The 25,912-nt window shown below is 66.1% G+C and carries 22 protein-coding genes; 5 read left to right on the forward strand and 17 right to left on the reverse strand.

The window, feature by feature from the left end:
• Window positions 1–130 precede the first annotated feature (130 nt).
• From E5679_RS05510 to fdxA, 3 genes are all read right to left on the reverse strand, one after another.
• Window positions 131–1,414 (reverse strand): citrate synthase, encoded by a 1,284-nt coding sequence (locus E5679_RS05510; RefSeq protein WP_138414075.1) that lies wholly within the window; start codon window positions 1,412–1,414, stop codon window positions 131–133.
• A gap of 86 nt (window positions 1,415–1,500) precedes the next feature.
• Window positions 1,501–2,640: a succinyldiaminopimelate transaminase gene (dapC, locus tag E5679_RS05515; RefSeq protein ID WP_420821050.1), complete on the reverse strand. Its 1,140-nt coding sequence runs from the start codon at window positions 2,638–2,640 to the stop codon at window positions 1,501–1,503.
• A 2-nt stretch (window positions 2,641–2,642) separates the two neighbouring features.
• Window positions 2,643–2,966 (reverse strand): ferredoxin, encoded by a 324-nt coding sequence (gene fdxA / locus E5679_RS05520; protein ID WP_138414076.1) that lies wholly within the window; start codon window positions 2,964–2,966, stop codon window positions 2,643–2,645.
• A gap of 191 nt (window positions 2,967–3,157) precedes the next feature.
• Here fdxA and E5679_RS05525 point away from each other — a divergent pair, with 191 nt between their 5' ends.
• Window positions 3,158–3,397 carry a putative acetyltransferase gene (locus tag E5679_RS05525; RefSeq protein ID WP_138414077.1) on the forward strand — a complete coding sequence of 80 codons (240 nt, stop codon included), beginning with the start codon at window positions 3,158–3,160 and terminating at the stop codon, window positions 3,395–3,397.
• Window positions 3,398–3,404: 7 nt separating this feature from the next.
• On the opposite strand, the gene E5679_RS05530 is transcribed toward E5679_RS05525, so the two are convergent.
• Entirely contained in the window at window positions 3,405–4,679 is a 1,275-nt protein-coding gene (locus tag E5679_RS05530; protein ID WP_138414078.1) for an MFS transporter, read from the reverse strand.
• Window positions 4,680–4,738: 59 nt separating this feature from the next.
• Between E5679_RS05530 and E5679_RS05535 the strand changes: the two genes are divergently transcribed.
• Window positions 4,739–5,230, forward strand: a complete 492-nt coding sequence (locus E5679_RS05535; RefSeq protein ID WP_138414079.1) for a helix-turn-helix domain-containing protein — start codon at window positions 4,739–4,741, stop codon at window positions 5,228–5,230.
• Window positions 5,231–5,382: 152 nt separating this feature from the next.
• Here E5679_RS05535 and typA read toward each other — a convergent pair whose 3' ends face one another.
• Window positions 5,383–7,308 carry a translational GTPase TypA gene (gene typA / locus E5679_RS05540; RefSeq protein WP_138414080.1) on the reverse strand — a complete coding sequence of 642 codons (1,926 nt, stop codon included), beginning with the start codon at window positions 7,306–7,308 and terminating at the stop codon, window positions 5,383–5,385.
• Window positions 7,309–7,433: 125 nt separating this feature from the next.
• Between typA and E5679_RS05545 the strand changes: the two genes are divergently transcribed.
• Window positions 7,434–8,294 carry an SGNH/GDSL hydrolase family protein gene (locus E5679_RS05545; RefSeq protein WP_171042250.1) on the forward strand — a complete coding sequence of 287 codons (861 nt, stop codon included), beginning with the start codon at window positions 7,434–7,436 and terminating at the stop codon, window positions 8,292–8,294.
• A 57-nt stretch (window positions 8,295–8,351) separates the two neighbouring features.
• Here E5679_RS05545 and E5679_RS05550 read toward each other — a convergent pair whose 3' ends face one another.
• Window positions 8,352–10,157 carry an ABC transporter ATP-binding protein gene (locus E5679_RS05550; RefSeq protein ID WP_249335998.1) on the reverse strand — a complete coding sequence of 602 codons (1,806 nt, stop codon included), beginning with the start codon at window positions 10,155–10,157 and terminating at the stop codon, window positions 8,352–8,354.
• A 151-nt stretch (window positions 10,158–10,308) separates the two neighbouring features.
• On the opposite strand from E5679_RS05550, the gene E5679_RS05555 reads away from it, so the two are divergent.
• On the forward strand, window positions 10,309–10,935 hold the full coding sequence (locus E5679_RS05555; protein WP_138414082.1) for a PH domain-containing protein: 627 nt from the start codon (window positions 10,309–10,311) through the stop codon (window positions 10,933–10,935).
• A gap of 40 nt (window positions 10,936–10,975) precedes the next feature.
• Here the strand turns inward: E5679_RS05555 and E5679_RS05560 are convergent, their stop codons facing one another.
• The 7 genes from E5679_RS05560 to E5679_RS05590 form a co-directional block, all read right to left on the reverse strand.
• Entirely contained in the window at window positions 10,976–12,178 is a 1,203-nt protein-coding gene (locus E5679_RS05560; RefSeq protein WP_138414083.1) for an ABC transporter permease, read from the reverse strand.
• A gap of 1 nt (window position 12,179) precedes the next feature.
• Window positions 12,180–13,709 (reverse strand): ABC transporter permease, encoded by a 1,530-nt coding sequence (locus tag E5679_RS05565; protein WP_138414084.1) that lies wholly within the window; start codon window positions 13,707–13,709, stop codon window positions 12,180–12,182.
• 186 nt (window positions 13,710–13,895) lie between these two features.
• The gene (locus E5679_RS05570) at window positions 13,896–15,680 is read right to left on the reverse strand and encodes an ABC transporter family substrate-binding protein (protein ID WP_138414085.1); all 1,785 of its coding nucleotides are present in this window, start codon (window positions 15,678–15,680) and stop codon (window positions 13,896–13,898) included.
• Between the two features lie 285 nt (window positions 15,681–15,965).
• Entirely contained in the window at window positions 15,966–16,355 is a 390-nt protein-coding gene (locus E5679_RS05575) for a nuclear transport factor 2 family protein (protein ID WP_171042251.1), read from the reverse strand.
• 280 nt (window positions 16,356–16,635) lie between these two features.
• A complete protein-coding gene (locus E5679_RS20780) occupies window positions 16,636–17,412 on the reverse strand; it encodes a hypothetical protein (RefSeq protein ID WP_171042252.1) in 777 nt (258 codons plus the stop codon).
• The gene (locus E5679_RS05585) at window positions 17,409–17,816 is read right to left on the reverse strand and encodes a DUF6114 domain-containing protein (protein ID WP_249335976.1); all 408 of its coding nucleotides are present in this window, start codon (window positions 17,814–17,816) and stop codon (window positions 17,409–17,411) included. The genes E5679_RS20780 and E5679_RS05585 overlap by 4 nt, the downstream gene beginning before the upstream one ends.
• Window positions 17,817–17,848: 32 nt before the next feature.
• Window positions 17,849–18,463, reverse strand: a complete 615-nt coding sequence (locus tag E5679_RS05590) for a DUF6230 family protein (protein ID WP_138414087.1) — start codon at window positions 18,461–18,463, stop codon at window positions 17,849–17,851.
• Between the two features lie 120 nt (window positions 18,464–18,583).
• On the opposite strand from E5679_RS05590, the gene E5679_RS05595 reads away from it, so the two are divergent.
• On the forward strand, window positions 18,584–19,183 hold the full coding sequence (locus E5679_RS05595) for a TetR/AcrR family transcriptional regulator (RefSeq protein WP_138414088.1): 600 nt from the start codon (window positions 18,584–18,586) through the stop codon (window positions 19,181–19,183).
• Window positions 19,184–20,322: 1,139 nt separating this feature from the next.
• On the opposite strand, the gene E5679_RS05605 is transcribed toward E5679_RS05595, so the two are convergent.
• The 4 genes from E5679_RS05605 to E5679_RS05620 all read right to left on the reverse strand — a co-directional run bounded on the left by E5679_RS05605 (window position 20,323) and on the right by E5679_RS05620 (window position 25,411).
• The gene (locus E5679_RS05605; protein ID WP_138414090.1) at window positions 20,323–20,532 is read right to left on the reverse strand and encodes a hypothetical protein; all 210 of its coding nucleotides are present in this window, start codon (window positions 20,530–20,532) and stop codon (window positions 20,323–20,325) included.
• 53 nt (window positions 20,533–20,585) lie between these two features.
• A complete protein-coding gene (locus E5679_RS05610) occupies window positions 20,586–21,134 on the reverse strand; it encodes a mismatch-specific DNA-glycosylase (protein WP_171042253.1) in 549 nt (182 codons plus the stop codon).
• A gap of 451 nt (window positions 21,135–21,585) precedes the next feature.
• Window positions 21,586–22,743, reverse strand: coding sequence for a hypothetical protein (locus E5679_RS05615; RefSeq protein ID WP_138414092.1), 1,158 nt, complete (start codon window positions 22,741–22,743; stop codon window positions 21,586–21,588).
• A gap of 28 nt (window positions 22,744–22,771) precedes the next feature.
• A complete protein-coding gene (locus E5679_RS05620) occupies window positions 22,772–25,411 on the reverse strand; it encodes an NACHT domain-containing protein (protein ID WP_138414093.1) in 2,640 nt (879 codons plus the stop codon).
• Between the last annotated feature and the right edge of the window lie 501 nt (window positions 25,412–25,912).

A 25,912-nucleotide genomic window follows, 5' to 3' on the forward strand; every position in this document is an offset into this window, starting at 1 on the left:
GTCGTACCCGAAATGCGCTCAGGAGGAATTATCTGTACCCGAAACGAAGACGCCGAGAAGCGAAAACGACGCCGCCCCTCGCCTTACCAAGTAGGCGAGGGGCGGCGTCGTCGTACCCGAAAAGATGTGGCTAGCGGACGGGGTAGTCGCGCTCCGCCTCGCCGACGTAGAGCTGCCGCGGGCGGCCGATCTTCGTCTGAGGGTCCTTGATCATCTCGCGCCACTGGGCGATCCACCCGGGCAGACGGCCGATTGCGAAGAGCACCGTGAACATCTTCTCGGGAAAGCCCATTGCCTTGTAGATGAGGCCCGTGTAGAAGTCGACGTTCGGGTAGAGCTTCCGCTGGATGAAGTAGTCGTCGGCGAGGGCCTTCTCCTCGAGGCGCATCGCGATGTCGAGGAGCTCGTCGTTGCCGCCGAGCTTCGAGAGGACCTCGTGCGCGGTCGCCTTGATGATCTTCGCGCGCGGGTCGTAGTTCTTGTAGACGCGGTGCCCGAAGCCCATGAGGCGGACGCCGTCTTCCTTGTTCTTGACCTTCTCCATGTAGTCCTCGGGCTTGATGCCCTCCGACTGGATGCGGCGCAGCATGTTCAGCACGGCCTCGTTGGCCCCGCCGTGGAGCGGGCCGAAGAGCGCGTTGATGCCCGCGGAGATCGACGCGAAGAGGTTCGCGTTCGCCGAGCCGACGAGGCGGACGGTCGAGGTGGAGCAGTTCTGCTCGTGGTCGGCGTGGAGCACGAGCAGAAGGTCCAGGGCCTTGACCACGAGCGGGTCGAGCTCGTACGGCTCGGCCGGGAGCCCGAAGCAGAGGCGGAGGAAGTTCTCCACGAGGTTCATGGAGTTGTCCGGGTACAGCAGCGGCTGGCCGATCGACTTCTTGTGCGCGTAGGCCGCGATCACGGGGAGCTTCGCCATGAGGCGAATCGTCGAGAGCTCCACCTGCTCGTCGTTGAACGGGTCAAGCGAGTCCTGGTAGAAGGTCGAGAGCGCGGACACGGCCGACGACAGCACGGGCATCGGGTGCGCATCACGGGGGAAGCCCGCGAAGAAGCTCTTGAGCTCCTCGTGGAGGAGGGTGTGGCGACGGATCCGCTGGTCGAAGGACTCGAGCTCGGACGGTGTCGGCAGGTTGCCGTAGATGAGCAGGTAGGAGACCTCGAGGAAGCTCGAGTGCTGGGCCAGCTGCTCGATCGGGTAGCCGCGGTAGCGGAGGATGCCTTGGTCGCCGTCGATGAACGTGATCGACGAGGTGGTCGCCGCGGTGTTCATGAAGCCCGGATCGAAGGTGACGGCGCCCGTCTCCTTCAGCAGCTTCGACACGTCGTAGCCGTCATTGCCTTCGACGGCGGCGATGCGGGGAAGGGTCAGCTCCCCGCCTTCATGGCGCAGGGTGGCACCGTTCTTCTCAGTCATGGTTCCCCTTACATGGGTAGCTCGCAACAGTCCAAAACTACTCCGAGCGCGGGCACCGGACTAATCGGTGCCTGTCATCGCAGCGATCAGGACGCGGTAAGGCGGTCGACGGCGGCGTCCACCCGCTCGTCGCTGCCGGTGAGGGCCACGCGGACGAAGCCGGCGCCCTCGTCGCCATAGAACACGCCGGGCCCCACGACGATCCCGCGCTCGGCCAAGCGGCCGACCGTGGTCCAGGTATCCTCGCCAGCGGTGCACCACAGGTAAAGGCCCGCCTCGGAATGGCTGATCGTGAGCCCGAACGCCTCGAGGGCGGGCACGAGCCGCTCCCGGCGGCCCCGGTAGAGGTCCTTCTGGGCGTCTACATGGGCCTGGTCGCCGAGCGCGACGCGCATGGCTTCCTGCACGGGGTAAGGCACGATCATGCCGGCGTGCTTGCGGCTGTTGACGAGGTTGGGCATGAGCTCAGGGGCGCCTGCCACGAACGCGGCGCGGTAGCCGGCGAGGTTGGACTGCTTGCTGAGCGAGTACACGCTCAGCAAGCGCGTGAAGTCTCCCCCGCTCACGCGAGGATCCAACACCGAGGGCACTGCGGATCCGCCCCGCTGGACGTCCCACTCGCCCCAGCCGAGCTCGGCGTAGCACTCGTCGGAGGCGACGACGGCACCCACGCTGCGAGCATCGTCGACGACGGCGCGCATCGCCTCAGCGGTGCGAACAGCCCCCGTCGGGTTGCCCGGGGAGTTGAGCCAGACGAGGCGCACGCGGGCGCGGGTCGGGGCGTCGATCTCGTCGAGGGAGTCGGCAGCGATCGCCTCTGCGCCCGCGAGGCGTGCGCCGATGTCATAGGTCGGGTACGCGACCTTGGGCCGGACCACAACATCGCCCGGGCCCAGACCGAGGAAGAAGGGAAGCCACGCGACGAGCTCCTTCGACCCGACGGTCGGCATGACGGCCTGCTCGTCGAGCCCTTCGACGCCTCGCCGCCGCCCAAACCACTCCACAACGGCCTCGCGGACGGCCTTCGTGCCGTGCACGGTCGGATAGCCGGGGGCGTCAGCGGCCGAGCGAAGCGCATCCTGGACAAGCTGCGGCGTCGGATCGACCGGCGTGCCGATGGAGAGATTCACCACGCCGCCCGAGTGCTGCTTGGCCCTCTCGAGGTACGGCGCCATGGCCTCCCATGGATAGTCGGGGAGGTCGAGGCCGAAGGTGCTGGTCTGCACGCTCAGTCTTGGTTCTGCGGGGGCAGCGCAGCGACGAGCGGATGGTCCTTGCCCGTGTTGCCGAGCTTCGCGGCACCGCCGGGCGAGCCGAGGTCGTCGAAGAACTCGACATTCGCCTTGTAGTAGTCGGCCCACTCATCCGGAACATCGTCCTCGTAGTAGATGGCCTCGACGGGGCACACCGGCTCGCACGCGCCGCAGTCCACGCATTCGTCCGGGTGGATGTAGAGGGACCGCTCGCCTTCGTAGATGCAGTCGACCGGGCACTCCTCAACGCAGGCCTTGTCCTTCACATCCACGCACGGCTGCGCGATCACGTATGTCACTGCTACACCTTCTGACGACTCGCTGATGGGGGACGGCTCGCATCCCGGCGGAACGAGCCTATTATCATCCCGCTCGACGGCGCCAATCCAGCTGGGCCAGCATGACGGTCCGCGGGGCCCAGTGCGTCTGTCATATGCCGTCACACGCCGTAGCATCGCGTCGGCAGCCGTCCGGTGTCTAGGATATTCGGATGCTTCCCCCCGCCCAGCGACCCGCCGACGTGCTGCGCGCTCTCGCGCCGGGGACCCGCGTCGTCGTCCGCTACCGCATCGCAGGGGGCTTCACGGACGCTCTCGGCGAGCTCACCGCCGTCGACCACTCAGAGGCGGTGATCGCCACGAGACGAGGCCCGGCGAAGATCCCGCTCGCGGGCATCGTGGCAGCGAAAGAGGTTCCGCCCCCTCCCCCGACCCGTCGCCCCCGCGTCTAGGCGCGGCTCAATCGTCCTCGCCGTCCGGAAGCCGCCGCATCCGGAAGAACGGCCCGATCGCCACGGGGAGGCACGAGAGCACCATCCCGACGATGCCGATCCACAGCGTCGGAGCGATGCCCAACTCCGCACCGAGCCCTCCGCCGATGAGGCTTCCGATCGGCATGACCCCCCAGACGACGCAGCGGATCGAGGCGTTCATGCGCCCCAGCAGCCGTGGTGGGCAGACGCGCTGGCGCATGCTCACCTGAAGCACGTTGTAGACGATCACGCCGAAGCTCATGAAGAAATCGCCCACGCTGAGCAGGACGAGCGCGAGCGGTCCCGATCCCACCGAGAGCGCGAGCGGGAAGAGCACGACGGCGGCCCCGCCCACCATGAGCCCGAGCGGCAGAAGCGGACCTTCGCCGAGGCGCACCGCGAGGTGGGGCGCCGCGAGCGCGCCGATGACTCCCCCGACAGAACCGACCGAGAGCATGATGCCGAGTCCGACCGGGCCCAAGCCGAGCTCCCGCAGGGTCACGAGCGGCATGAGGACGTAGACGACTGACGAGAAGAGATTCCCCACCGCCGTGCTGGCCACGATCCGGCGGATGAGCGGATGGGAGACCACGAAGGCAGCCCCTTCCCGGATCTCGGCCGGGAGCCTGCTTCCTGCTGCGCGTTGGCGGAGCGTCTCGGTGTCGCGGACCCGCGCGAGGCACAGCGCCGAGACCAGGTAGCCCGCGGCTTCGCCGGCGAACAGAAGCGGGGCGGTCACTACGGTCAGCAGGAAGCCGCCGAGCGCCGGGCCGGCGAGGCGCGCGGTCTGCGCCGTGGCCTCGAGCTTGCCGTTCGCGTCGGCGACGAGCTCGCGGTCCACGAGGAGCGGGATGTAGCTCTGGTAGGCGACGTCGAAGAACACGGTCGCGATCCCCACGATCGCGGCCACCACGAAGAGGTGCCACATCTCGAGCGCGCCCGCCCACCAGAGGATCGGCACGGCGAGCATGGCGGCCATCCGCACGACGTCTGCCTTGATCATCGTGCGCCGCTTGAGCCAGCGGTCCACCCAGGCTCCGGCGGGAAGCCCAACGACGAGGAACGCCGCCATCGAGGCGGCATTGAGGACGCCCAGATCCAGCTCGCGAGCGCCGAGCAGGCTGACTGCGAGGACCGGCAGCGCGAGCTGGCCGAGTTGGACGCCCACCTGGCTTACTCCCTGCCCTGCCCAGAAGGCGAGGAAGGAAGGGCGCCGGACAAGCGGAGCGAGCGTGCTGCGCGCCGCGGAGTGGGAGGCCATGCGGTCAGTGTGCGCCGAGTGATTGAGAAGTGTCAATCACTCGGCGGTAGAGTGAACATATGTCGATCTCCGACGACGCAGCGAAGGGCCGCGCCCTCAGCTCACCCTTGCGCCTGCGGATCCTGCGCCTGTGCCTGCACCATGCCCGCACGAACAAGGAGATCGCGGACGTCCTCGGCCTCAATCCCGCGTCGACCCTGCATCACGTGCGCACGCTCGTGGCCACGGGATTCCTCGAGCCGCAGGCCGAGCGGCGCGGAAACCGCGGTGCGCGGGAGGTGCCGTACCTTGCCACGCGGCGATCCTGGGGTCAGAAGGTCGACGATGTCGCGCCCGTCCTCATCGAGACCTTCGTCCAGGAAACGGCCGCGCTCCCTCCGGAAGACATCGAGGTGTGGCGGCTTGGCCTCAAGCTGAACGCCCGCCACCGCGCCGATCTGCTCGCCAAGCTGCGCGCCGTCGTCGACGAATACGCGGCCCTGCCGAGCGATCCCGATGGCCTGGCCACGTCCCTCATGATCGCCCATCACCCCGACCCGACGGCCGACTGACGCCACACCCTCCTTTGCGCCGTCACGTCCGCAGGGTCCACACCCTGCGGACGTGACGGCGCAAGAAACATCCGGGCAGAAACAAGCGGACGACGGCGGGTGGGAACCCGCCGTCGTCCGCTCTGCTGACGCTCAGCCTCCTGAGGCGAGGATCAGGCGCGGGCGCGAGCCCGGTTGGCCTTGAGCCGCTCGTTCGCGTCGAGGATGACCTTGCGGATCCGGATGTCCTCCGGGGTGATCTCGACGCACTCGTCCTCGCGGGCGAACTCGAGGGACTCCTCGAGCGTCAGGGTGCGTGGCGGGGTCAGGCCCTCGAAGTTGTCCGCCGTGGAGGAGCGCATGTTGGTGAGCTTCTTCTCCTTGGTGATGTTGACGTCCATGTCGTCGGCTCGCGAGTTCTCGCCGACGATCATGCCCTCGTACACCTCAGCCGTCGGCTGGACGAAGAACGTGCCGCGCTCCTGGAGGTTGATCATCGCGAACGGCGTCGCGACGCCCGCGCGGTCGGCCACGAGCGAGCCGTTCGTGCGGTACTCGATCTCGCCGGCCCACGGCTCGTAGCCCTCGGCGATCGAGGACGCGATACCGGCGCCGCGCGTGTCCGTGAGGAACTTGGTGCGGAAGCCGATGAGGCCACGGGAGGGGACGATGAACTCCATGCGCACCCAGCCGGTGCCGTGGTTCGCCATGTTCGTCATGCGACCCTTGCGGGCGGCAAGGAGCTGTGTGACGGCGCCGAGGTACTCCTCGGGAACGTCGATGGTCATGTGCTCTGTCGGCTCGAGGACCTGGCCGTCGACCTTCTTCGTGACCACCTGGGGCTTGCCGACCGTGAGCTCGAAGCCCTCGCGGCGCATCTGCTCGACGAGGATGGCCAGGGCCAGCTCGCCACGGCCCTGCACCTCCCACGCGTCGGGCCGCTCGGTCGGGAGGACGCGGATCGAGACGTTGCCGATGAGCTCCTTGTCGAGGCGGTCCTTGACCTGGCGCGCGGTGACCTTCGCGCCCTTGACGCGGCCGGCCAGCGGGGACGTGTTGATGCCGATCGTCATCGAGATGGCGGGGTCGTCCACCTTGATGAGCGGGAGCGGCCGCGGGTCGTCGACATCGGTGAGGGTTTCGCCGATCGTGATGTCCTCGATGCCGGCGACGGCGACGATCTCGCCCGGACCCGCCGACTCGGTGGGAACGCGCTCAAGCGCCTTCGTGGCGAGCAGCTCGGTGATCTTGACCTGCTTGATGGTCCCGTCGTGACGAGCCCACGCCACCCGCTGGCCCTTGCGCAGGGTGCCGTTGTAGATGCGCAGGAGGGCGAGACGGCCGAGGAACGGTGAGGCGTCGAGGTTCGTCACGTGCGCCTGGAGGACGCCTTCCGGGTCATACGTCGGCGCCGGGATGTGCTTCACGATCGTCTCGAACAGCGGCTCGAGGTTGTCGTTATCGGGCACGGCGCCATCGGCGGGCTGCTCGAGGGAGGCGGCGCCGACCTTCGCGGCCGCGTAGACGACGGGGACGTCCAGGACCTTGTCCAGATCGAGGTCCGGGACCTCGTCCGCAAGGTCAGAGGCGAGGCCGAGCAGGAGATCCATGGTCTCGTGGACGACCTCCTCGATGCGGGCGTCGGGACGGTCGGTCTTGTTGACCACGAGGATGACCGGCTTGTGCGCGGCGAGGGCCTTGCGCAGGACGAAGCGGGTCTGCGGGAGCGGTCCCTCGGACGCATCGACGAGGAGCACCACGCCGTCGACCATCGAGAGGCCACGCTCGACCTCGCCGCCGAAGTCGGCGTGGCCCGGGGTGTCGATGACGTTGATGAGGATGCCCTCGGGCTCGCCCACCTCGGCCGCGGCAGGGCCAGCGTAGTGCACGGTCGTGTTCTTCGCGAGGATCGTGATGCCCTTCTCGCGCTCGAGGTCGCCGGAGTCCATCACGCGGTCCTCGATCTCACCATGGGCGGCGAACGAGTTGGTCTGCTTGAGCATCGCGTCGACGAGCGTCGTCTTGCCATGGTCGACGTGCGCCACGATGGCGACGTTGCGGAGGTCGGTGCGGGAGACGGTGGACACGGTTTCAGACATACGGTTTGGGCTCGATTCGATGGGTCGTGATGGTCCGCGGCTCGGCCTCTGACGCGACGCGCTGGCGGCACAACGGAACAGACCCTCGGAAGGGCCAGTGTTTCTATTCTACGATGGATGCGTCAGTGTTGTTTCGCGCGGAGGGCCGGATGGACCACGGCAGCCCACACGGCCTACGTTTGGCGCGGGCCGCCGTCGTGATGCTGAGCGCCCTCGCACTGGCGGGATGCGCCGACCCGGGGGCGCCGATCGCAGGTTCCGAGCCCACTCCGAGCGCCACTCCCACTGCCGGCATCATCAGGCCGTACAGCCCTCACGCGCCTTTCGGCTACACGAGCGTCTCCCCCGCCCAGCTCCCGTTCGGGGCCCGTTACCTGAATCCTGCAAGCGGCCGCCAAGAACTGGTGCTGGGAAGCCTTGCGAAGACTGCGGTGCTCATTGGCGACTCGCAGGCCCAGCCCACGGACAGCTGGCTGCGGAAGGGCCTCGAGCAGGCTGGGTACAAGGTGTACGTAGCCGGCTGGGGCGGTACGGGGTTCTCGGTCGGAACGCCCGAGGTCCACGACTACGCCCACGCGCTCCGGCTCGGCGACTGGCTCCTTCCCTACGGCAATCCCGCGCTCGTTGTGGTGCAGGGCGGCGGCAACGATGCGTCGCGCAACTCGCCTGACGCGGCGATCGTCGACGGCGCGAAGACTGTTGTCTCGGAGCTCAAGGAGAGCTACCCGGCGTCGAAATTCCTTGTGGTGGGCACGCTCGCCAGATCAGCGGCCGACGGCGGAGGTCGCCGCACGCAGGTCGATGCTCTCCTGGGGCGGACAGCGGCTTTGATGGGCCTGCCGTTCATCGGATGCGGAGACTGGATCTCCCGCTACGGGCTGGCCCAGGACCTGGCGGACGGCGTGCACCTCACGCCGGCGGGCCGCGCACGGCTTGCCCCGTCCTTCGCGCAGACCCTCAGAGACCGGGGACTCGCGCTCGGCTGACTGCCCGCCCGCGCCCGGCACCCACGAGCGGAGTGCCGGGCCGCGGCGAAGGCCGCGTCAGTCGATGCCGCTGGCAAGGAGGAGCTCGCGCAGCTCTCGCCGCTCCCGCTGCTTCTCGGGATCCGGTAGCGGGACAGCCGCGAGGAGCCGCTGCGTGTACGCCTCCTGCGGGTTGCGCAGGATCTGGTCGCGCGAACCCTGCTCCACGATCTTGCCGCGCTGCATGACGCAGATGTGGTCGGCGAGGACGTCGATCACGGCGAGGTCGTGCGTGACGAAGAGGCACGCGAACCCGAGCTCCTTCTGGAGCGCCTGGAACAGCTCGAGGACCTTCGCCTGAACTGAGACGTCGAGCGCCGAGGTCGGCTCGTCCGCCACCATGAGCTTGGGCTTGAGCGAGAGCGCCCGGGCGATGCCGACGCGCTGCTTCTGGCCCCCCGAGAGCTCGTGCGGGTACCGGTTCCGGTACGACCTCGGGAGCTCGACCTGATCGAGGAGCGTCTCGACGCGCTTCTGCAGGTCCGCACCCTTCGCGACTCCCGCGAGGAACATCGGCTCGCCGATCGACTCGCCGATCGGGAGCCGCGGGTTGAGCGACGACGACGGATCCTGGAACACCATGCCCACGGAGCGGCGGATCTCGTGGAGCTCCTTGGAGTTCTTCTTGAGGCCGGAGATCTCCTGCCCCACCACCTTGAGCGAGCCCTCCGCCACGGGCAGGAGCCCGACGGCGGCCCTGCCGATGGTGGTCTTGCCGGACCCAGACTCCCCGACGAGTCCCACCACCTGGCCCGGATAGACCTTCAGCTGCGCGCCCTCCACCGCACGGAAGGCAGGAACGCGGCCCTGCTTGGGGTATTCGATCGCCACGCCACTCAGCTCGAGGACCGGCGCACCCCGGAGCTTCGCCTCGGCCTCGGCGGCCTCCGCGAGGGCGGCGAGGTTCTCCTGCTCCCGCTTGGCGAGCTCCTCCGCGTCCACTGCCTCGAGCTCGGTGCCCGTAGCCGCGGCGAGCGCCGCGGTGATGTCCACCTCGGCCTCCTCCTCGGATCCCTGGCCGAGATGCGGCACCGCCGCGAGCAGCGCTTGGGTGTACTCGTGCTGGGGACTGTGGAAGATCTGCTCCGCCGAGCCGGCTTCGACGATGACACCGCGGCGCATGACCGCGATGCGGTCGGCGAGGTCTGCCACCACGCCCATGTCATGCGTGATGAGGATGACGGCGCTGTTGAGCTTGTCCTTGAGGTGGCGCATGAGATCGAGGATCTCGGCCTGCACCGTGACGTCGAGCGCCGTGGTGGGTTCGTCCGCGATGAGCAGCTTGGGGTCACAGGAGAGCGACTGCGCGATCATGGCGCGCTGGCGCTGGCCGCCCGAGAGCTGGTGCGGGTAGGACTTGAAGGCCTTCTCAGGGTCGGGGAGCTCGACGAGCTCGAGCATGCGGAGCGCGCGGGTCTTCGCCTCGTCCGGGGAAATCGGATTGTGCAGGCGGATCGTCTCAACAATCTGGTTCCCGATCGTGTAGACGGGGTTGAGAGCCGTCATGGGCTCCTGGAAGATCACCGCGACGTCGTTGCCGCGCACCCGGCGGATCGCCGAGCGGTCCTTGCCCAGGAGTTCTTGGCCCGCGAGCTTGACGCTGCCCGACACCCGGCTGTTCGTCGGCAGGAGGCCCAGAAGCGCCATCGAACTCGCCGACTTGCCCGAGCCGGATTCGCCCACAATCGCGAGGACCTCGCCAGCCCGCACCTCGTAGTTGAGGTCGATGGCGGCCGGAACCCATTCCTTCTCGACACCGAAGTCCACGCTCAGGTCCCTGACCTCGAGGACCATCTGACCCTTGACCAGGTCGCCCGCAACCATCGCCCCCTTCTCGGAGCGCCGACGAGGCCTTCCCGCCATGCCGAGGTTCTCAGTCATCCTCTGCTGTTCCTTCCATCATCGTCCGAAGCTGCCTCGCGGCCCGCTCGGACGCCGTCTGCGAATATCCCGGGCCTTCCGGCATCATGAGGGCATGAATGCCCTGCAGCACGCCGGTTCCCTCGATGTCTTCAAAGCCCGCAGCAACAAGGCGTTCGCGATCCTCCTGTGGGTGCTCGCGGCCCTCGGGCTGGTCGTCACGGTCGTGCAGACCGGGTTCGTCGGGCTGCGCTTCGCCGCCCCTCTGGTGCTCATGGCGTTCGTCGGCTGGGCGCTCTTCTGGCGACCCGCCGTCGTCGTGAGCGATGCCGGCGTCGAACTCGTCAATCCAGTCCGCCGCATCGGCGTGCCGTGGGAAGCGCTCGCCTTCGTCGACACGAAATACGCGCTCACCCTCGGCACCGGCGGGGCCCGCTACAGCGCCTGGGCCGCCCCGGCGCCCGGCGTGTGGGGCGCGCGCAACGCCCGGCCCGAGCACGTCTCCGGCCTCCCCGCGACGAGCTATGGTCCCGCCCAATCCGTCCGGCCCGGCGACCTGCGGAACACGGTGTCCGGGCAGGCCGCGCTCCTGGTCCGCCGGCGCTGGGCCGAGAGAGTCGAGCGCGGGGCGGTCGAGGGCGGCCAGAGCGCCGAGACGCCGGTGCTCCGAAGCACCGCGTGGGGCGTTGTGGCCGCGGCGGCGGTACTCGCCGTCGCGACCGTCGTCACCCTGATCGCGTAGGCGCCCGCGGCTCTGGCCGCGGGCGGGCGCGGCGTCCATGTCAGGGCTTCCCGCGCTCGGACCGGTCGGCCCCGCCGTGCGCTTCGGGATCGGGGACCACGCCGATAGCCGGGATGATCGTGGCGTCCACCTCGAGCTTGGCCTCCCCTCCCGGGGCTGCCACCGCGGGAACCGCCTTCCGATGGCGCCAATCCTTCGCCTTCTTGGCGTTGAACTTCTTCTGGCGCGGGTCGAACGCGTCGCGCAGGCCGTCGCCGATGAAGTTGATGCTGAGGCAGATCAGCACGATGAAGAGACCCGGCCACCAGAACAGCCACGGGCGCGTCGAGAACGCCTCCTGGTTCTGCGAGATGAGCAGGCCGAGGGAGGTGTCGGGCGCCTTCACGCCGACGCCGAGGTAGCTGAGTGCGGTCTCGAGCAGGATCGCCGAGGACATGATGAGCGTCCCGTTGACGATCACGACGCCGACGGCGTTCGGCAGGATGTGCTTGAAGATGATGCGGAAGTTCGAGGCCCCGGAGATCCGTGCCGCGTCGACGAACTCGCGCTCGCGAAGGGACAGGAACTCGCCGCGGACCAGGCGGGCGAGCGACACCCAGAGCACGAGGCCCAGGAAGATGCCGAGGACCACCACGCCGTTGCTTGCCGCGAACTGCGCAAACCACGTGCCCGCGTCGCGCCGGCCGGCGGTCTGCGACATGACGGCGGCAAGGAGCAGCACGGGAATGATGATGATGATGTCCGTCAAGCGCATGAGGATCGTCTCGACCCAGCCGCGGAAGTAGCCGGCAAGGGCGCCGACCACCACGCCGATCACGCCGGCGACGAGGCCGATGATGATCATGACCACGATGGACTGCTGTGCGCCGCGCATGGTCATCGCGAACAGGTCGCGGCCGATCCGATCCTGCCCGAACGGGTGATCGCCGAAGCTGAACGGCGCAAAGGTCCACGTGGGCACGCCCTCGTTGACGAGTGGCGTCACCTGATCGTGCTGGTATTTCCACCAGCCCGGGAACGGCCCCCAGCCTTCCGAGGAGAAGGCGAGGATGAAGATGATCGCGAAGACGACAAGGCCCGCCAGAGCGCCCGAGTGCCCGAAGAACCGCCTGCGGACGATCTGCCCGAGGCTGAGGCCCTTCGTCTCGAGCACGGGCTCGACGCCGGCCACCGGCTCCGCGGACTGCGTCGTTCCGGCCTGGGTGCCGGTTGCGACATCTTCCTGCTGAGACTGCTGGCTCATGTCACTTCACCCTTACGCGCGGATCGAGTGCGGAGTAGATGAGGTCCGCAACGAGATTGAAGAAGAGGGCCGTGATCGCGACGCACACGAAGACGCCCATCACGGGGTTCGGGTCAACGTGCGAGATGCCGTCGAGGAACATGAAGCCCATGCCGCGGACCGAGAAGACCGTCTCGGTGATGACGGCACCGCCGATCAGAGCCCCGATGTCCAACGCCACGATGGTGGCGATCGGGATGAGTGCGTTGCGGAACGCGTGGCGCATGACGACGGACCGCTCGCTCACGCCTTTCGCCCGAGCCGTGCGGATGTAGTCCATGTTCATGACTTCGAGCATGGACGAGCGCGTATAGCGCGTGTAGCTCGCGAGGGAGATGAGCACGAGGGCGATCGTCGGCAGGATCAGGTGCGTGAACGCGTCGATCCCGGACAGCCAGAAGTCGCCCTGGAGATTCGGAGTGGCTGCGCCGATGGTGGCGATCGGTCGGCCGCGGATCTTCCCGTTGTCGAAGTAGGCGGGCCACGACTGCATGAAGCGGTCGAGGAGGATCATGGCGGCCACGACGAAGGCCGTGATTCCGCCGACCCTCATGCCTTGGCCACGGTCGTAGCCCCCCCAGAAATATCCCGCGGCGACGCCCACCGCGATGGTGACGACCGCGAGGATCACGATCATGAGCGGGGTCGCGAGATCCAGGAGGGGCTGGATCGGGAAATAGACGGCCGCCCCGATCACGACGGTCGTGAGTCCGGCGTAGAGGGCTCGCCGGTTCTGCAGGCCTGCGGCGAGGACCGTGATCCCGAACGCGAGGCCGACGCCGGCGATGAGGATGACCCCCAGACCGAGGCCCGGGTAGCGGAACCATTGGGTGAGGCTCGCCACGACAAGCACCAGCGTGACGAACGCGAACGCGATCGCGCCCACGATCGCCTTGCGCCGTAGCGCTCCCCCGGCCACGACTCCGGCGATGACGCCCGCGATGATGCCGATGCCGAGGGCGGCGGGGATCGGGATGTCCGGATGGGCCAGGAAGTTGTTGAAGCCGATGGCGCCGTACTCCTTGAGCAGGACGGCGATCCAGAAGATCGGCAGGGAGAAGAAGAGGAACGCCATGAACGTCACGCCATAGTCGAGGGCGCTGTACTGGCGGAGTGCGGTGACGATGCCGAGGGCGACGCCGACGAGGATCGCGAGGATGGTCGCGCCGGTGACAAGCGTGAGCGTCTGGACGAGCGCCTGGCCGAGTGCCTGCGTGACGGGCTGGCCGGCGAGCGTCTTGCCGAGGTCGCACTGGCCGACAACGCAGCCCGCGGCCCCGCCGAGCCACTTGAAGTATCTGATGGGGGCTGGGGTGTTCAGGTCGAGAAGCTGGGTGCGCGCCTGCATCAGCGCGGCGGCGTTGGGGAGATTGCTGGCGCGGAACTCTTCGAGCGGATCCCCGGACAGCGCGGTGAGGTTGTACACCAGGAAGGATGCGCCGAGGAGGATCAATGCTGCGGTGATGAGGCGCCGGACGACGTAAGTCACCATGTTTCGTTGTACCTCTGATGGTCGGCCGCCGGATAGGTGTGGGCGGCCCGAAAAGGGGGCCTGGGGCGTGGCCCGCGGTCTGCGGAAGCCCGACGGCGGAGGGCAGGTTGTGCCGTTGGCGCTGAGAAGCGCCGGGACCATGGAGTTCGGTCCCGGCGCTCCGTCAGCATCAGAACTCTGTGGGGGCTACTTCGCTGCCCACTCCCAGAAGTTCCACCACACGCCGCTGTTGTTCGGCATGTACTTCACGCCGGTCACGCGGTCGCTGTAGGCGTCCACGCCGACCGACTGGAACAGCGGGAGGCCGTAGGACGACGCCCAGATCTTCTGGTCGATCTGCTTCTCGAGATCAACCTGCTTGCTCTGGTCCGTGGTCTGGATGAGCTGGTCCATGAGCTGGTCCGCCGAGGGGTCGGAGAACTTGTTGAAGTTCGAGCCGTTGCCGGTCTTGAAGATCTGCGGAACGCCCTGGACGCCGACACCCGGGTTGATCCAGCCGAAGATGGTTGCGTCGTAGCCACCCTTGCCGAGCGCCTTGCCCCAGTCGGACTTGCCGAGACCGCCGTCGACGATCTTGAAGCCAGCCTTGGTCGCGTTCGCTGCGATCAGCGTGTAGGCGTCAACACGGTTCGGGTTGTCCTTGTTGTACATGATCCGGATCTCCGGAGTCTTGCCGTTCAGGAGCTGCTTCGCCTTGTCGATGTTGACCTGCTGGTAGTCAGCCGAACCGTTGTTCTTGACCGAGTCTGCGTACGGCGCCTGGTCCGGCACGAAGATCTGCGAATCGAGCGGCTTCGCGTTCGGGTCCATCTGCTTGATGATCTTGTCCACGATGTCCTGACGCGGAACCGTGAGCATGAACGCCGTGCGGACGTCCTTGTCGGCGAACACACCGTAGAAGTTCAAGTCGATGTGGTCGTACGCGAGCTGGTGGCCCTGGTCCACCGTCACGCCCTGGATCGCCTTGAGCTGCTGAATGGTGTCAGACGACGCCTGCGGGGCGATGATGTCAGCCTCGCCGTTCTTGAGCGCCTGGATCTGTGCCGGGCTGGAGCCGATGTACCGGACCACGATCTGATCGAGGTTCGGGGTGGGGCCCCAGGTGAAGTCCTTGTTCCGGACGAGGGTCATCGACTGGTCGGCGACCATGTCCTTGACCACGTACGGGCCGTTCGAGAGGAACAGGCTCGTGTCGGTCGGAAGGGTCTTCGTGTCGAAGCCCGTGTTGTAGAAGTCGGCCGCCTTCTTCAGCGTCTCGTTGGCCGGCTGGGGGCTCGAAGGATCGCCCTTCTTCATCCCCTTCATGAGGTCGTAGAGGGCCTTGGCGTCAGCGAGGCCGGCCTTCTTGGCCACAACGTGTGCCGGGATGTCGATCGTGCCGTTGTTGCTGCCGATCGCGGTCTCCCAGTCGGCGTACGGCTTGGTGTACGTCAGCGTGAACGTCTTGCCGTCAGAGGAGACGTCGGGGAACTTCGTATTGTTCAGACCCGTGGGGTCCCCGGCGGTCGAGAAATAAGCCGTACCGGTCTTCGCCTTGGAGTCCTGGTCGTCGAAGTACGACGAGCTGGCCGCCCAGCTGAGGGCGATGTCATACGCCGTCACCGGGGTGCCGTCGGACCACTTCACGCCGTCATTGAGGGTGTACTTGACGGTCAGCGGGTTGTCCGAGGTCTTCTCGTAGTGGCCGAACTTCTCGTTGTGGACGACTTTCAGCTGGTTGTCGACGTAGTAGAAGCCCCAGTGGGTCGCCAGGCTGATCTTCGAGTTGATGTCCGTGTTGCCGTCTGCCGTATTCGAGTTGAACGTGTTGAACGCGTTCACCTCGACCACGGTGGCGCTGCCGCCCTGCTTGGTGGCCGCGGCGCTCGACGATGACGACGAGGACCCACCGCCTTGGGTTGCGCAGGCGCTCAGGGCAAGAACAGCCGCAGCTGCAACCCCTACCACCTTCGAAATACGCCCGAAACGCATTCCGCCTCCTCTTTCCGTGAATGTCAGTGCCGGACCCATCCGGCGGCGGCCCTGCCCCCAAGACACAGGGGACGTGGCGCGCCTCACATGGCACACAGCCTATGCACAGCCACGCCGCGCTGGCTACGAAAGCGACGTTTCAGATTCAGGTTGTTACCGAGCTGCAACATATCTTTCAGATTCATCTCAGAAAGAGCCGTGCGATTGGGAAATGCCAATCGGTTGTGCCGCGCCATTGCTGGGAGTACTCCCCGGTAGGCCGACCGAGGCCAATCGCCCGAAGGGCTAGCCAGAGGGTGGGCCCGGGGAGAGGCGGGGGCCGGCATGTCCACCCGCGCACAGCCACACCCCGTCCGTCCGGACCCAAATCTGGGTCATGGGCATGCAGAAGGACTCGACCTCCCCGCCCCGGACGATCTTGTCCGTCACCACGGCCCGCAGGATGGCAACATCGCCGAACAGCTCGACCTCGGGGTCGCCGAGGTCCTGGCGATGCCATTGCACGCGCCCAGAAGTGTTCCGGACGATGTAGGCGTCGCGGGCGAACTGCTCCCCGGTGTGGGAGATCCAGCGGAAAGCGGGGTGCAGGAGCCGGGCGAGTGCAGCGCCGTCAGCAGCAGCCAATGCCTCGGCCCGCGCCCTTGCGGCGGCGAGCACCTCCCCGCGCTCGTCCATCTCGCGCTGCACCCCACTCAGACGTTGAAGCGAAACTCGACCAGACTCCGGCACGGAAAACCCATTCGGACCACTTCTACCTCCCGCTGGTGAGGTGCTCCACTCTGCCAGTGGGGCAGCAGCACGATGCTACGCGACGCGCTCGGGGACCTGATGGCGTGCGACGGCGAGACGGTCGCTGCCCACACGAGGCGTGGCGCCGCCGTCGTGCGCCTTGGAACGGCTGCTGAGAAGCGGCAGCCGTTCCCGCCGGGCGCCGCGGCTGATCCCGGCAGGAAGGCTAGGGCTGCACCATTCGCTGGTCGGTGTTCGTGTAGCTGATCGAGTCTGCCGTGGCCCCGACGAGGCCCATGGTGACCCTGAGGAGCCCGGGCGCGACGTCGTCGAGCGGTGGAGGCGTGTCGGTGCCGAGCGACAGGGTGCGCCCGTCGGAGGTCGTGCCGGTGACCGACCCCAGGTAGACGCTCACGTGCCCACTGAGCACCATCTTGTCCGCCGACGTGACGAGGCCGGGGCCGTCGGCGTGCCGCACGGTGAGGGTGAAGCCGGTGATGGTGATCGAGTCCGCGGTGATCTTCAGGGCGCGCTGGCCGCTGCCGTCGGCGGTCGGCACGGTCACGATGCTGACCGAGCTGAGGCCCGCGAAGGACAGGCTCTGGGAACCCATCGAGGCCGGCGTCTTGGTGAAGACCGTCGTCCCGCTGTCCCGGGGCGCCGCCACCGGAGCGCTGGACGCCGGCTCGGGGGTCGTGGTGGGGTCCGGGGTTGCCGTCGACCCGACGCCCGGGACCGCCGGGGCGCTGGGGCTGGACCCCAGGTCCGGCAGCAGCGTGCCGGGGACGGTCGGGAGCGGCCCGGGGGCGGCCGGCCCCGGGATGGGAGTCCCCGGCCCCGGCTCCGAGGGGCTCTGCGTCGAGGCGGCGCAGGAGACCAGGATCGGCATGCACAGCTCCGTCGGGGCGCTCTCAGGGGCCCGAGCGGCTCCGAGGGTGAAGGGCAACGCGAGGACCGCGCCGGTCAGGACGGCGGCCGGGCCGCGGAGGCGGCGTACGTTCACTCCGCCCTCATTTCTCGCTTGGTGCCCGGCGGGCCCATCCACGCGACGACCAGGACTCCGCCGACACCGGAGAGGAGCATGCCGATGATGAAGCCGCCCATGTTCACACCGACGAGGGAGTAGATGGCCACCACGAGCGTGAGGATTCCGTAGAACACGTGGTGGGTCGGCATGGTGACTGAGAGGACTCCCAGCAGCACCAAAGCGATCGGGATGACGGTGGCTTGGAGCCCTTCGATCCCGAGCTGGACGTGCAGGTGGCCGAGATCGAGCTGCCCGGAGAAGAACATCTCTATCCCCCCGAGGGCGGCCAGCAGGCCGCCGATGGACGGTCGACTGCGGCGCCAGTCGCGGAACCCGGCGGCCCGTGCGGGTGCCGTGGCGCTCCGAGACTGTAGGGGCATGCCGCCCTCTCTGCTCGTCGACGCGCGGCCGCTCAGAAGCATCCCATGGACCCATCAGTCAGCTGCATGCTCATCCCGGTCAGGGTGAACACCGAGGCCTGCGTGCTCCAAGCCGTCTGCTGCAGGTTCGTGATCGAGATGCTGCCGGAGTCCTGCGCGAAGTCGCCGGCAGAGCCCTTCGCCGCGGTGTTGACCGTCGAGGCGTCCACGCCGATGCGGATGTTGCCGAAGGCCGCATCGCCCTTCAGCCCGGTCATCCCGATCTGCAGGTCGGAGGCCGATGCGGGGCTGCCGCCGCCGCCGGCCTTGATGAGCACGCCCACCTTGCCCAGCGGAGTGTCTGTGACCACGGACTGGCACAGGTCGGAGAGGGTGGCGCTCTTGATGTTGGCAATCGCCACCGGATGCTCCTTGCCTTCGGTGTCCTTGGCGACGCCCGCGTACTGGGAGAACCCGGTTCCGTCGAGCTTGGAGGCGCCGATCTGGAACTGGCTGCCGGACACGGCGAAGGAGACGGGCACCGCTCCCTCGGCGACGCCGCCCATCAGGAGTGAGGCGGCGAGGGCCGAGGGCACGGCGACGAGCATGATGCGGCCTGCGTGGGACGCGCGCATCCTGCGGACACGCTGCGAGATGGGGAACTTCATCGATCCTCCTGGAACAGGGCCCGCCCCGAGCGGCGGAACTCGGTCGAAGATACCGAGCCTGTTGACTGCTAGTCAATAGGCATCCGGTACGGAGTCCCGCCGATCAGTAGACTTTCTGCTGTGTCCGAGCCGCAGCGCGCCCGCCTCAGCCCTCAGGACCGGAGGGCGCAGCTCATCGCGGTCGGGGTGAACTTCCTGACCGATCACGCGCTGGACGAGCTGACCATGGACGAACTCGCCCGCCGGGCAGGCGTCTCGCGCCCACTGGTGTTCCACTACTTCGAGACCCGGCAGGGCATGCACCGCGCAGTGGTCACGACGGCGCGGGACAGCCTGCTCGTCGCCAGCGTTCCCCGCCAAGACCTCGCGCCGCGCGAGCGGATCCGGGACACGCTGCTGAGAATCGTCGAGTTCGTGCAGGAGCACCGCGGAACTTTCTACTCGCTGGTCAGGGGCACTGCCAGCGGCGACCCCGCGGTGCGGAGGATCGTGGACGAGTCACGGGACCTGAACGCCGAGCGCCTGCACGAATCCTTCATCGAGCTCGGCCTGGCGGACACCACGCTGCTGCGCGTCGCCCTGCGGTCCTGGGTCGCGTTCGCCGAGGAGACCCTGATCAGCTTGGCAATCGAGCGGGAGACGAGCGCCGACGACATCGTGCAGTTCCTGGAGGCGTCCCTGCACGGGATGGTCAACTCCATCTGCGACCAGCGGCTCTGAGGGCCGAGCGCGCGGCGACTCTTCGAGCCCCCTTCTTGGACTTATCGAGTCCTAGGTCGAGAGGCTTGGTCAGACGCCATTTCTAGACATTGAAGCGGAACTCGACCACGTTTCGTAACCAAATAACCTCTGCGGTCTCCATAGTCACTTGCAGTTCCGGGGCGCTCTGGCGCTTATGCTAACCTCCTACCACCGGGTCGGAGAGAACTCTTCCCAAGGGTATCCGGAAATGCGGCGCCAATGGGGTTGCTTGGAGGGGGGTCACCGCCATGGCATGTTCGAATTGTGGATCCGACTCCTTAATCAAGGCACATCTAATCCCACGCGTTTTCGCGGTCGAAGTGAAGGTGGGGAAATCTTTCGCGGCGAACGTCTCGGAGAGCGGTACTTACCGGCAGACCCAGTCTGGAATTTCGGACAATACAATTCTGTGCGCTGAGTGTGACGGAGTGCTCGGGAACTACGAGAACTACGCTCATGGAGTAACGAGACGCGTCCGTGCGACAGAAGATGCGAAACCGTGGCAGCAGCGGACACTTGCCGATGTGGACGTCACGATGATTCTAAAGTTCTGCGCAGGGATTCTATACAAGTTCAGTTGACCAGCACGGAAAACGGGAGAGTGGAACTTGGTAGGTACCAAGAATCGCTCAGACACTTTCTCTTCCATGCCGGCGCTCCCTGCCCAGCAGAACTCGACGTGCTTGTACTCCGTCCGCTCCGATACGCGGATGACGCTGACGTGTTTGCGTACCGTGCGCCTCGCGACGACAGGCCCATGGCCTCAACTTCTATCGCATGATGCTGGGCGGGGTCATATTCTTCGTCAACCTCGACGCGCGCGGAACGGAACTGCACGCTGCAAGAGGTGACTTCATCAAAACGCATACGAATGCCATGAAATTTACGATGGTCGATGCCCTCAAGTTCGAAGAGTTCACAGTGCCAGCGGGCCTCGTCCACACAGGAAGGCTTTCGGGCTTCCTGGATCGTGTCGTGCCGCGCGGGTAGCTCGCGCCGACTGTCAAGTGAGGACAGCACACAACGACCGCCTGATACTTTGCTGCCTGTGGGCTCGCCAAACGAAACAGGAGCCCATCTACCGCTCAGGCGTCGCTAACTGCGCTCCGCTTTGCATTTCAAATTTGGGTTTCGTCAAGGTCGACTCGGCGCTCGATCGCTATATCTACACCCGCGGGTTCGCGAAAGAATGCGCGGGCCTTGGCCTTGGTCTTTCTGGTGCGCGCGCCGTCGACCACCTCAAGGTAGACCTCAATCACGTCGATCTGAACGGCAGCCCCTAGTTGCGTCGGTGAAGAAGCCTTCCCATGGAGATCGCGGACTTCCATCTTGACCAGCTATCCGTCAATTGCATGACTCACTCCGGGATCGGTTCGTGGCGTTAGCGGTCCAGTACCGCCGCCAGCTCATGCCAGTAATCGACAGGCAGCCGCTCGACCCCATCCACTCCCTTGAGGGGCCTCGTAGCGGGGCTGGCTGAGGAAGTTGACGGCAGGACAAACACGAGGCTTTCGCCCACTGCCCAATCCTGCGGGCCGAAGTAGACATCGCCGTAATGCCCGATGAATGGACCGAAGGATGCTTCCACACCAAGCTTCCCGGTGAAAGCTACGACTTTGGGCCGGAGGGGTGTCAGACGGTGAATCAGGCTCTGACAATCAAAGCTGCCACTTTGCTCCTCGCTGCCGTCCATGCCGGCATGGGTCTTGCTGAGGTCGGTCAGACCGATCCCAAAGACAGGCAGTAGGTGGTCGTCGGTCGGCTTCAGCAGATTTGGGGTGAACCCGGCCTCGTGCAGCCAGCGGTAAAACCGGTTGCCGCCGCTGCTATAGTAATGCCCGGCTTCGGCGCTCCTCTTCCCGGCGGAGGTGCCAACGAAGACAACGTCAAGATCAGGGCCCATGATGTCCGGAAGCTTCTCCCCCGCCACACTGCCTCCTTCAGGATGCACCATCGCCCTCGCGAGCAAGCAAGCACGTGCTGGACGTTTTATCACATGTCCTTGCCTTCGACCGCTTCCGAGTGGAGGGGGCTGCAACGTCATTGGCAACTTCAGTCAGCACAACGAGACCGAGCCCAACCCTGAAGGGCCCTTCACCGCCGTCGTTACCGGAGGTTAGAGCGCAAACCCAAATTTCCCCACGTTACGAAGCCGAATATTGTCACGCGTAGCTGTGTCAGATCTGAGGTGAAGAACCGGGCCACAGGTTAAGGGGCTCTTCGTGTTCCCGCGGAACGCGAAGAGGCCTCAACGGGTCTGCGTATTAGGCGAGAACTGCGAGTCCACCCCGAAGTGCCGACCCGCAGCAGGGCGGCGTCGGACCGTGACCCCCGCTTGCCCACACGATCTCGTTGATACGCCGAGTCGGCAGGATGTTCGGCTACTGCGGGTCGTCTTTGCTCGATATTTGGGTGGTCGGCGCTGGCCACGCCTCGCCCGTATTGACAAGGATGCGCGCTTCGAAGCGATCTTGCATGCCTTCGACTTGGTCCATGTTCATTGTGTGCGACTCGATCCTGGCGGCATCCGCAATTGCTTGAGTGGTAAGCCAAAGAATCTGACCGGTGGCCAGGAACGGCCCGATGGGTTTGGTCTCGAATCCGACGATGGGTTCTCCGGGCACCGGAGTCTCGACATTAAACACCGAAATCTGCCATGGTTCGCCGAACAGAACCAGTTCGCCAAAGATGTCACCCATAGTGAGGTCTAGCAGCCGATCCACCTCGCCGAACGCATCGGCGTAGACCCGTGCCGGGCCCAAAAGCGACTCGACGACCTCGTTCATCGTGTGGGAGCGGTACTCGGCACGCGGTAGAGCGAGATTCGGCTCGTGGTCATCCACGGCGTCGGCTGACAGGCGCTCCTTGAGTTCGCGCCGAGCAGCTCGCAACGCGGCCTTCGCGTCCTCATCCAAGGCAGCCAGTGCAGCGTCAAAGTCGACCCAAGCCTGGGACTTCGTCAGCGCCTGGCTCACTTCGCGGGCAGCCTGGTCTAGTTGTGAAGCACCCATCGAGTCCGCGCCGAGCAGGTCCGGCACTGAAGGCGGCGCGGCCCTCTGGTTCAGGCCGGAAGCGAACTCCTGCTTGCGCCAGATGTACCGCAGCGTCATCTCTCCGGTCGTCAATGGGGTGCTGGGGGCCAGCTGCGGCGCACGAAGAATCGGGTAGCCCGCCAGTGAAGAGCGCAACCAACCCAATGTGCTCCAGTGCGCGCCTTCCAACTTCGCAGCCATCTGTAACCACTTGTCCAACTCACCCTGGTCGACCACAGGCATCCCGAACCCAGCGAGGAGAGGCTGATCAAGGAGCGCAGGGATACGGCTCGCGTACATCAGGGGCTTCATCATCATGCGGGCATGACCTTCGAGGTGCTCCACGAGCGCAGGGATGCCGACCGCTTTGTCTCCTCGTTCGTGCAACGGAAGGTTTCGGGGCAGCGTCGCAGCGAACTCCTGTACTACAGGGGTCTGCGACCATGCGTCGGCCAACCTCCAGATGGCGGACCACAGTTCAGGAGAGGTGTCTTCGCCAGGGTTCACGTGATGTGCCTTCCACAAGTTGTCTGATTCACAGCCAGTGGCTTCGTGTCAGTTTCGTGACCGCCTCACCGACAGCCTTGGCAGCGGTGATTTCCGGTGACGTTGAGACCTGGGACACCACGTCGGTCCACGCGGAGTATTCACCGGTTCGCTCCTCAGGCGGCGGGGAGGAGTGATACGCGGCGGCCAAGTGGACGGCTTCTGTGTGCCGATACCTAACCGGCCACCCGTCTAGACGGAAGCGCCCCTGACGTTCGTAGACCACGCCGGTCATGCCGAGTGGGCCGATGGTCTCCTGCAATCGGTTGATCGTGCCGGTTGGCGCGACTTCAGTTAGGACTGTTTTCACTGCAGCGATCACCTCATGGCAATGTGCGCTCAGCTGGTCGCAGGCTTCCTGACGCGACCGAGGGTCTCGTGGCCGCAGCCAACGATCGCGACGTCGTAGCCGCTGCCCGAGGATAAGTCGCCACAGTCGCACCGCGACCGCTGTAGGCCCATCACTGTCCTCGACCACCACGGTCGGACCCGCGAAGACGGCCGGAGCCTGTGCCGGGTCGACCCACCTCGTGGCCCCAGTTCCGGCCTGAGCCATCGTCTCCCCGTTCGCCGTCCGCCACATTGTCACGTCGACGGCCGTTTCATCGGGAAGGACAGCGTTCAGCAGAGCGGCCACCATTCCGGGGGTCTGATCGCTAATGGTGTTGTGGTCCGACTCGCTGACCCGCACCAAGGAAAATGGCAGGTGCTTGGCCACTGCCATTACCTCTGAATCGCTGAGCATTCGCATCTGGGAGGATAGCCACACCCGGTTCTCGTCATTTTCGAGCAAGGTCTCTGGTAGGAGGACCAGTCCGTCTGCCTGTGCGCGAGCGGCGAAGTAGTCAGCGAATGAGTCGTGAACAGGAACTCGGAGCGTTGTGTGCCCAATCCCGGTGATCACGGCGTTGATCAGGCCGCTTCGAGCGACCGCCTCGCGAATGGCGGCGACATCGATCGCAACGCCGCGCTCCTCAAGAAACGCTGTGGCTCCGGCGATCATACGTTCCCACTCGAGCGGGTTTGCGTACCGCCGCCCCTCATTCAGGAGCTCAGAGAACACGACGCCGAGCACAGCGACCGCCAGACGCAGGTCGCCGGCATTGGCGCGGTGAGACATTCGCGAGACGGTCAACTCGTATACCGAAGCGCGGTCGGTGAACGGGACTCCACCGGCCACCAATTGCAGCGCTAGCTCAAGCAGCATCGGGTTGCCGGCGGCATCGCCCAACGCATGTTCAACCTGCGCCAAGGCCTCATGGCAGCGACGAGAAAAAGTCTCCATCTCGCCTCCACCGGATCCAGCCAAAGCGGCTGGCCCCATACCGTCGACGGTAACGGGCGAAGAGACGGCGCTCTCCGGTGCGCCCAGCACTTTCGCAGTCAACGCGAGCCTCTCCGGGAGATCAAACGCGCGCGGATACAGCCGTTGCACCGATACTGAGGACGGGAAAACGGTCGCGCCCACCCCCTCGTCGCGCGCGACCCCGACGACCCGGGACCCATGGGCCCCTGCAAGGTGTGCGCGAAGGTCTGCGGCGAGCTCGGACCTCTCCTGCTGCGGAATCTCCGAAACCCCATCAAGGATCACAGTCACACTCGGATCCCCCAGTACCTGGCGGCCCACCCTGCGCGACAACGCTCGACCCACGGCTGTACCCACGGCATCAGCCACCAACCGGTCTAGCCGTCGCGCCAGATACGCCTCAGCGTGACAAACGATAACCTTCCCACCGGCACGTGCCGCACCGCGACGCCACAAACGCGACAGAGTGGACTTGCCCGACCCGGTCCGTCCGGTCATCAGGAGTGGGCCAGTGACAAGAGCGAGGTCCTCCAACCGAATAGGCGGCCTCTGCCAGCTGGCACTCAACGTCGGCACCACGAGGTCGTCGATCTGCTCGGACGCCACCGCCGCAAGGTACTCCCCCGCCAGCGGACCAGTCCAGCGGTCGACTTCCGCGATTCGAGCGATGTCACCGACAATACCCACAATTTCGTCCCTGGAGATGAAGCGGTCATCCGAGTCCGGCAGACCAGAGCGAGTTGAGATGACCCGGAACAGCTCATTGACCCGGTCCGAAGCTTCCTTCTCGGCGTCTGGATGAGCGGGTCCAGTTTCAAGCATGGCCTTAACTTCCATCTCGGCCGAGCGGAGCAGCGCCTCGACCGCGCCCGGTTCCGAAACAATTCGCGCTCGCCCCATCACCGCGCACAAGGGGTCTTTAATATCGACCCCTAGAAGCTCTGCGACGGCGTCGTACTTGCCCTCGCGAGCCTCGTCCAACGCAGCAGCAACTGCGTGCCCCGAAGGCCCGAGAGCGCCGTCCGTGAGCAAGGAGAATTCCGAGTCCGCGCTTACCTGCAGTTCGGCCCACCGGTGAACGATGGCGAGCAGCTCGGCCCGCGCCCACGTGTAAGGCTGCAGACGAGACTTCATCTGCAATCCGCGAGCCACGAATGGTCCGGCCCCGCCCGGGTCATCCGCGATGACTTCCAGGTCCAGGGCGTCAACGGCCCCCTCGACGCGGATCCCGAGCACCGAGTCGTCAGCAGCCACCTCCAGAGCGATCAGAATCGCCTGGCCGTGTTGATAGTTGATGCCGCGGACGGTATCGACGCCACTCACAGGAAGGAATCCCCCTTGCCGTGCGCTGCGCGAAGGTACGGGTCGTGTCGGTTCACACCAGCATCACATCACACGGTACGGACACCGGGACTGCTCCATCCAGCGCAGCGCAAGGTCAGCTTTCTTCTGGATGTCCGTAACGGGCGTCGCTGACATCGCCCAAACTGGCCGGCCACTGAGGTTGTCGAGGCTGGACGCCCCCAACCCGAGGTCGTAGGCAGCATCACTTCGAGATCGCCATCCCGACAGGTTGTTGCTGAATGCGTAGGCGATGCCAAGTCGGAAGCGAAGCTGTCGGTCGTTGATCCCGTTGTGGTCTCGGAGGCCAACGCGCGCGACGCGGAGGGCGTGTGCCAAGAGTGCTGCGCTCTTTCAGCCATCTTTCCTAGATTCGTGCCCTTAACGGGGACGGCGGCCACGCTGCCGATGGGCGGCGTTAAGTCGAACCAGGGTGCGGTCGTGATTGGAATGCTTGCATCGGTGACGGGCAGGAGTTGCAGG

The sequence above is a fragment of the Sinomonas gamaensis genome (genome assembly GCF_005876955.1).
Classification (GTDB): Bacteria; Actinomycetota; Actinomycetes; order Actinomycetales; family Micrococcaceae; genus Sinomonas; species Sinomonas gamaensis.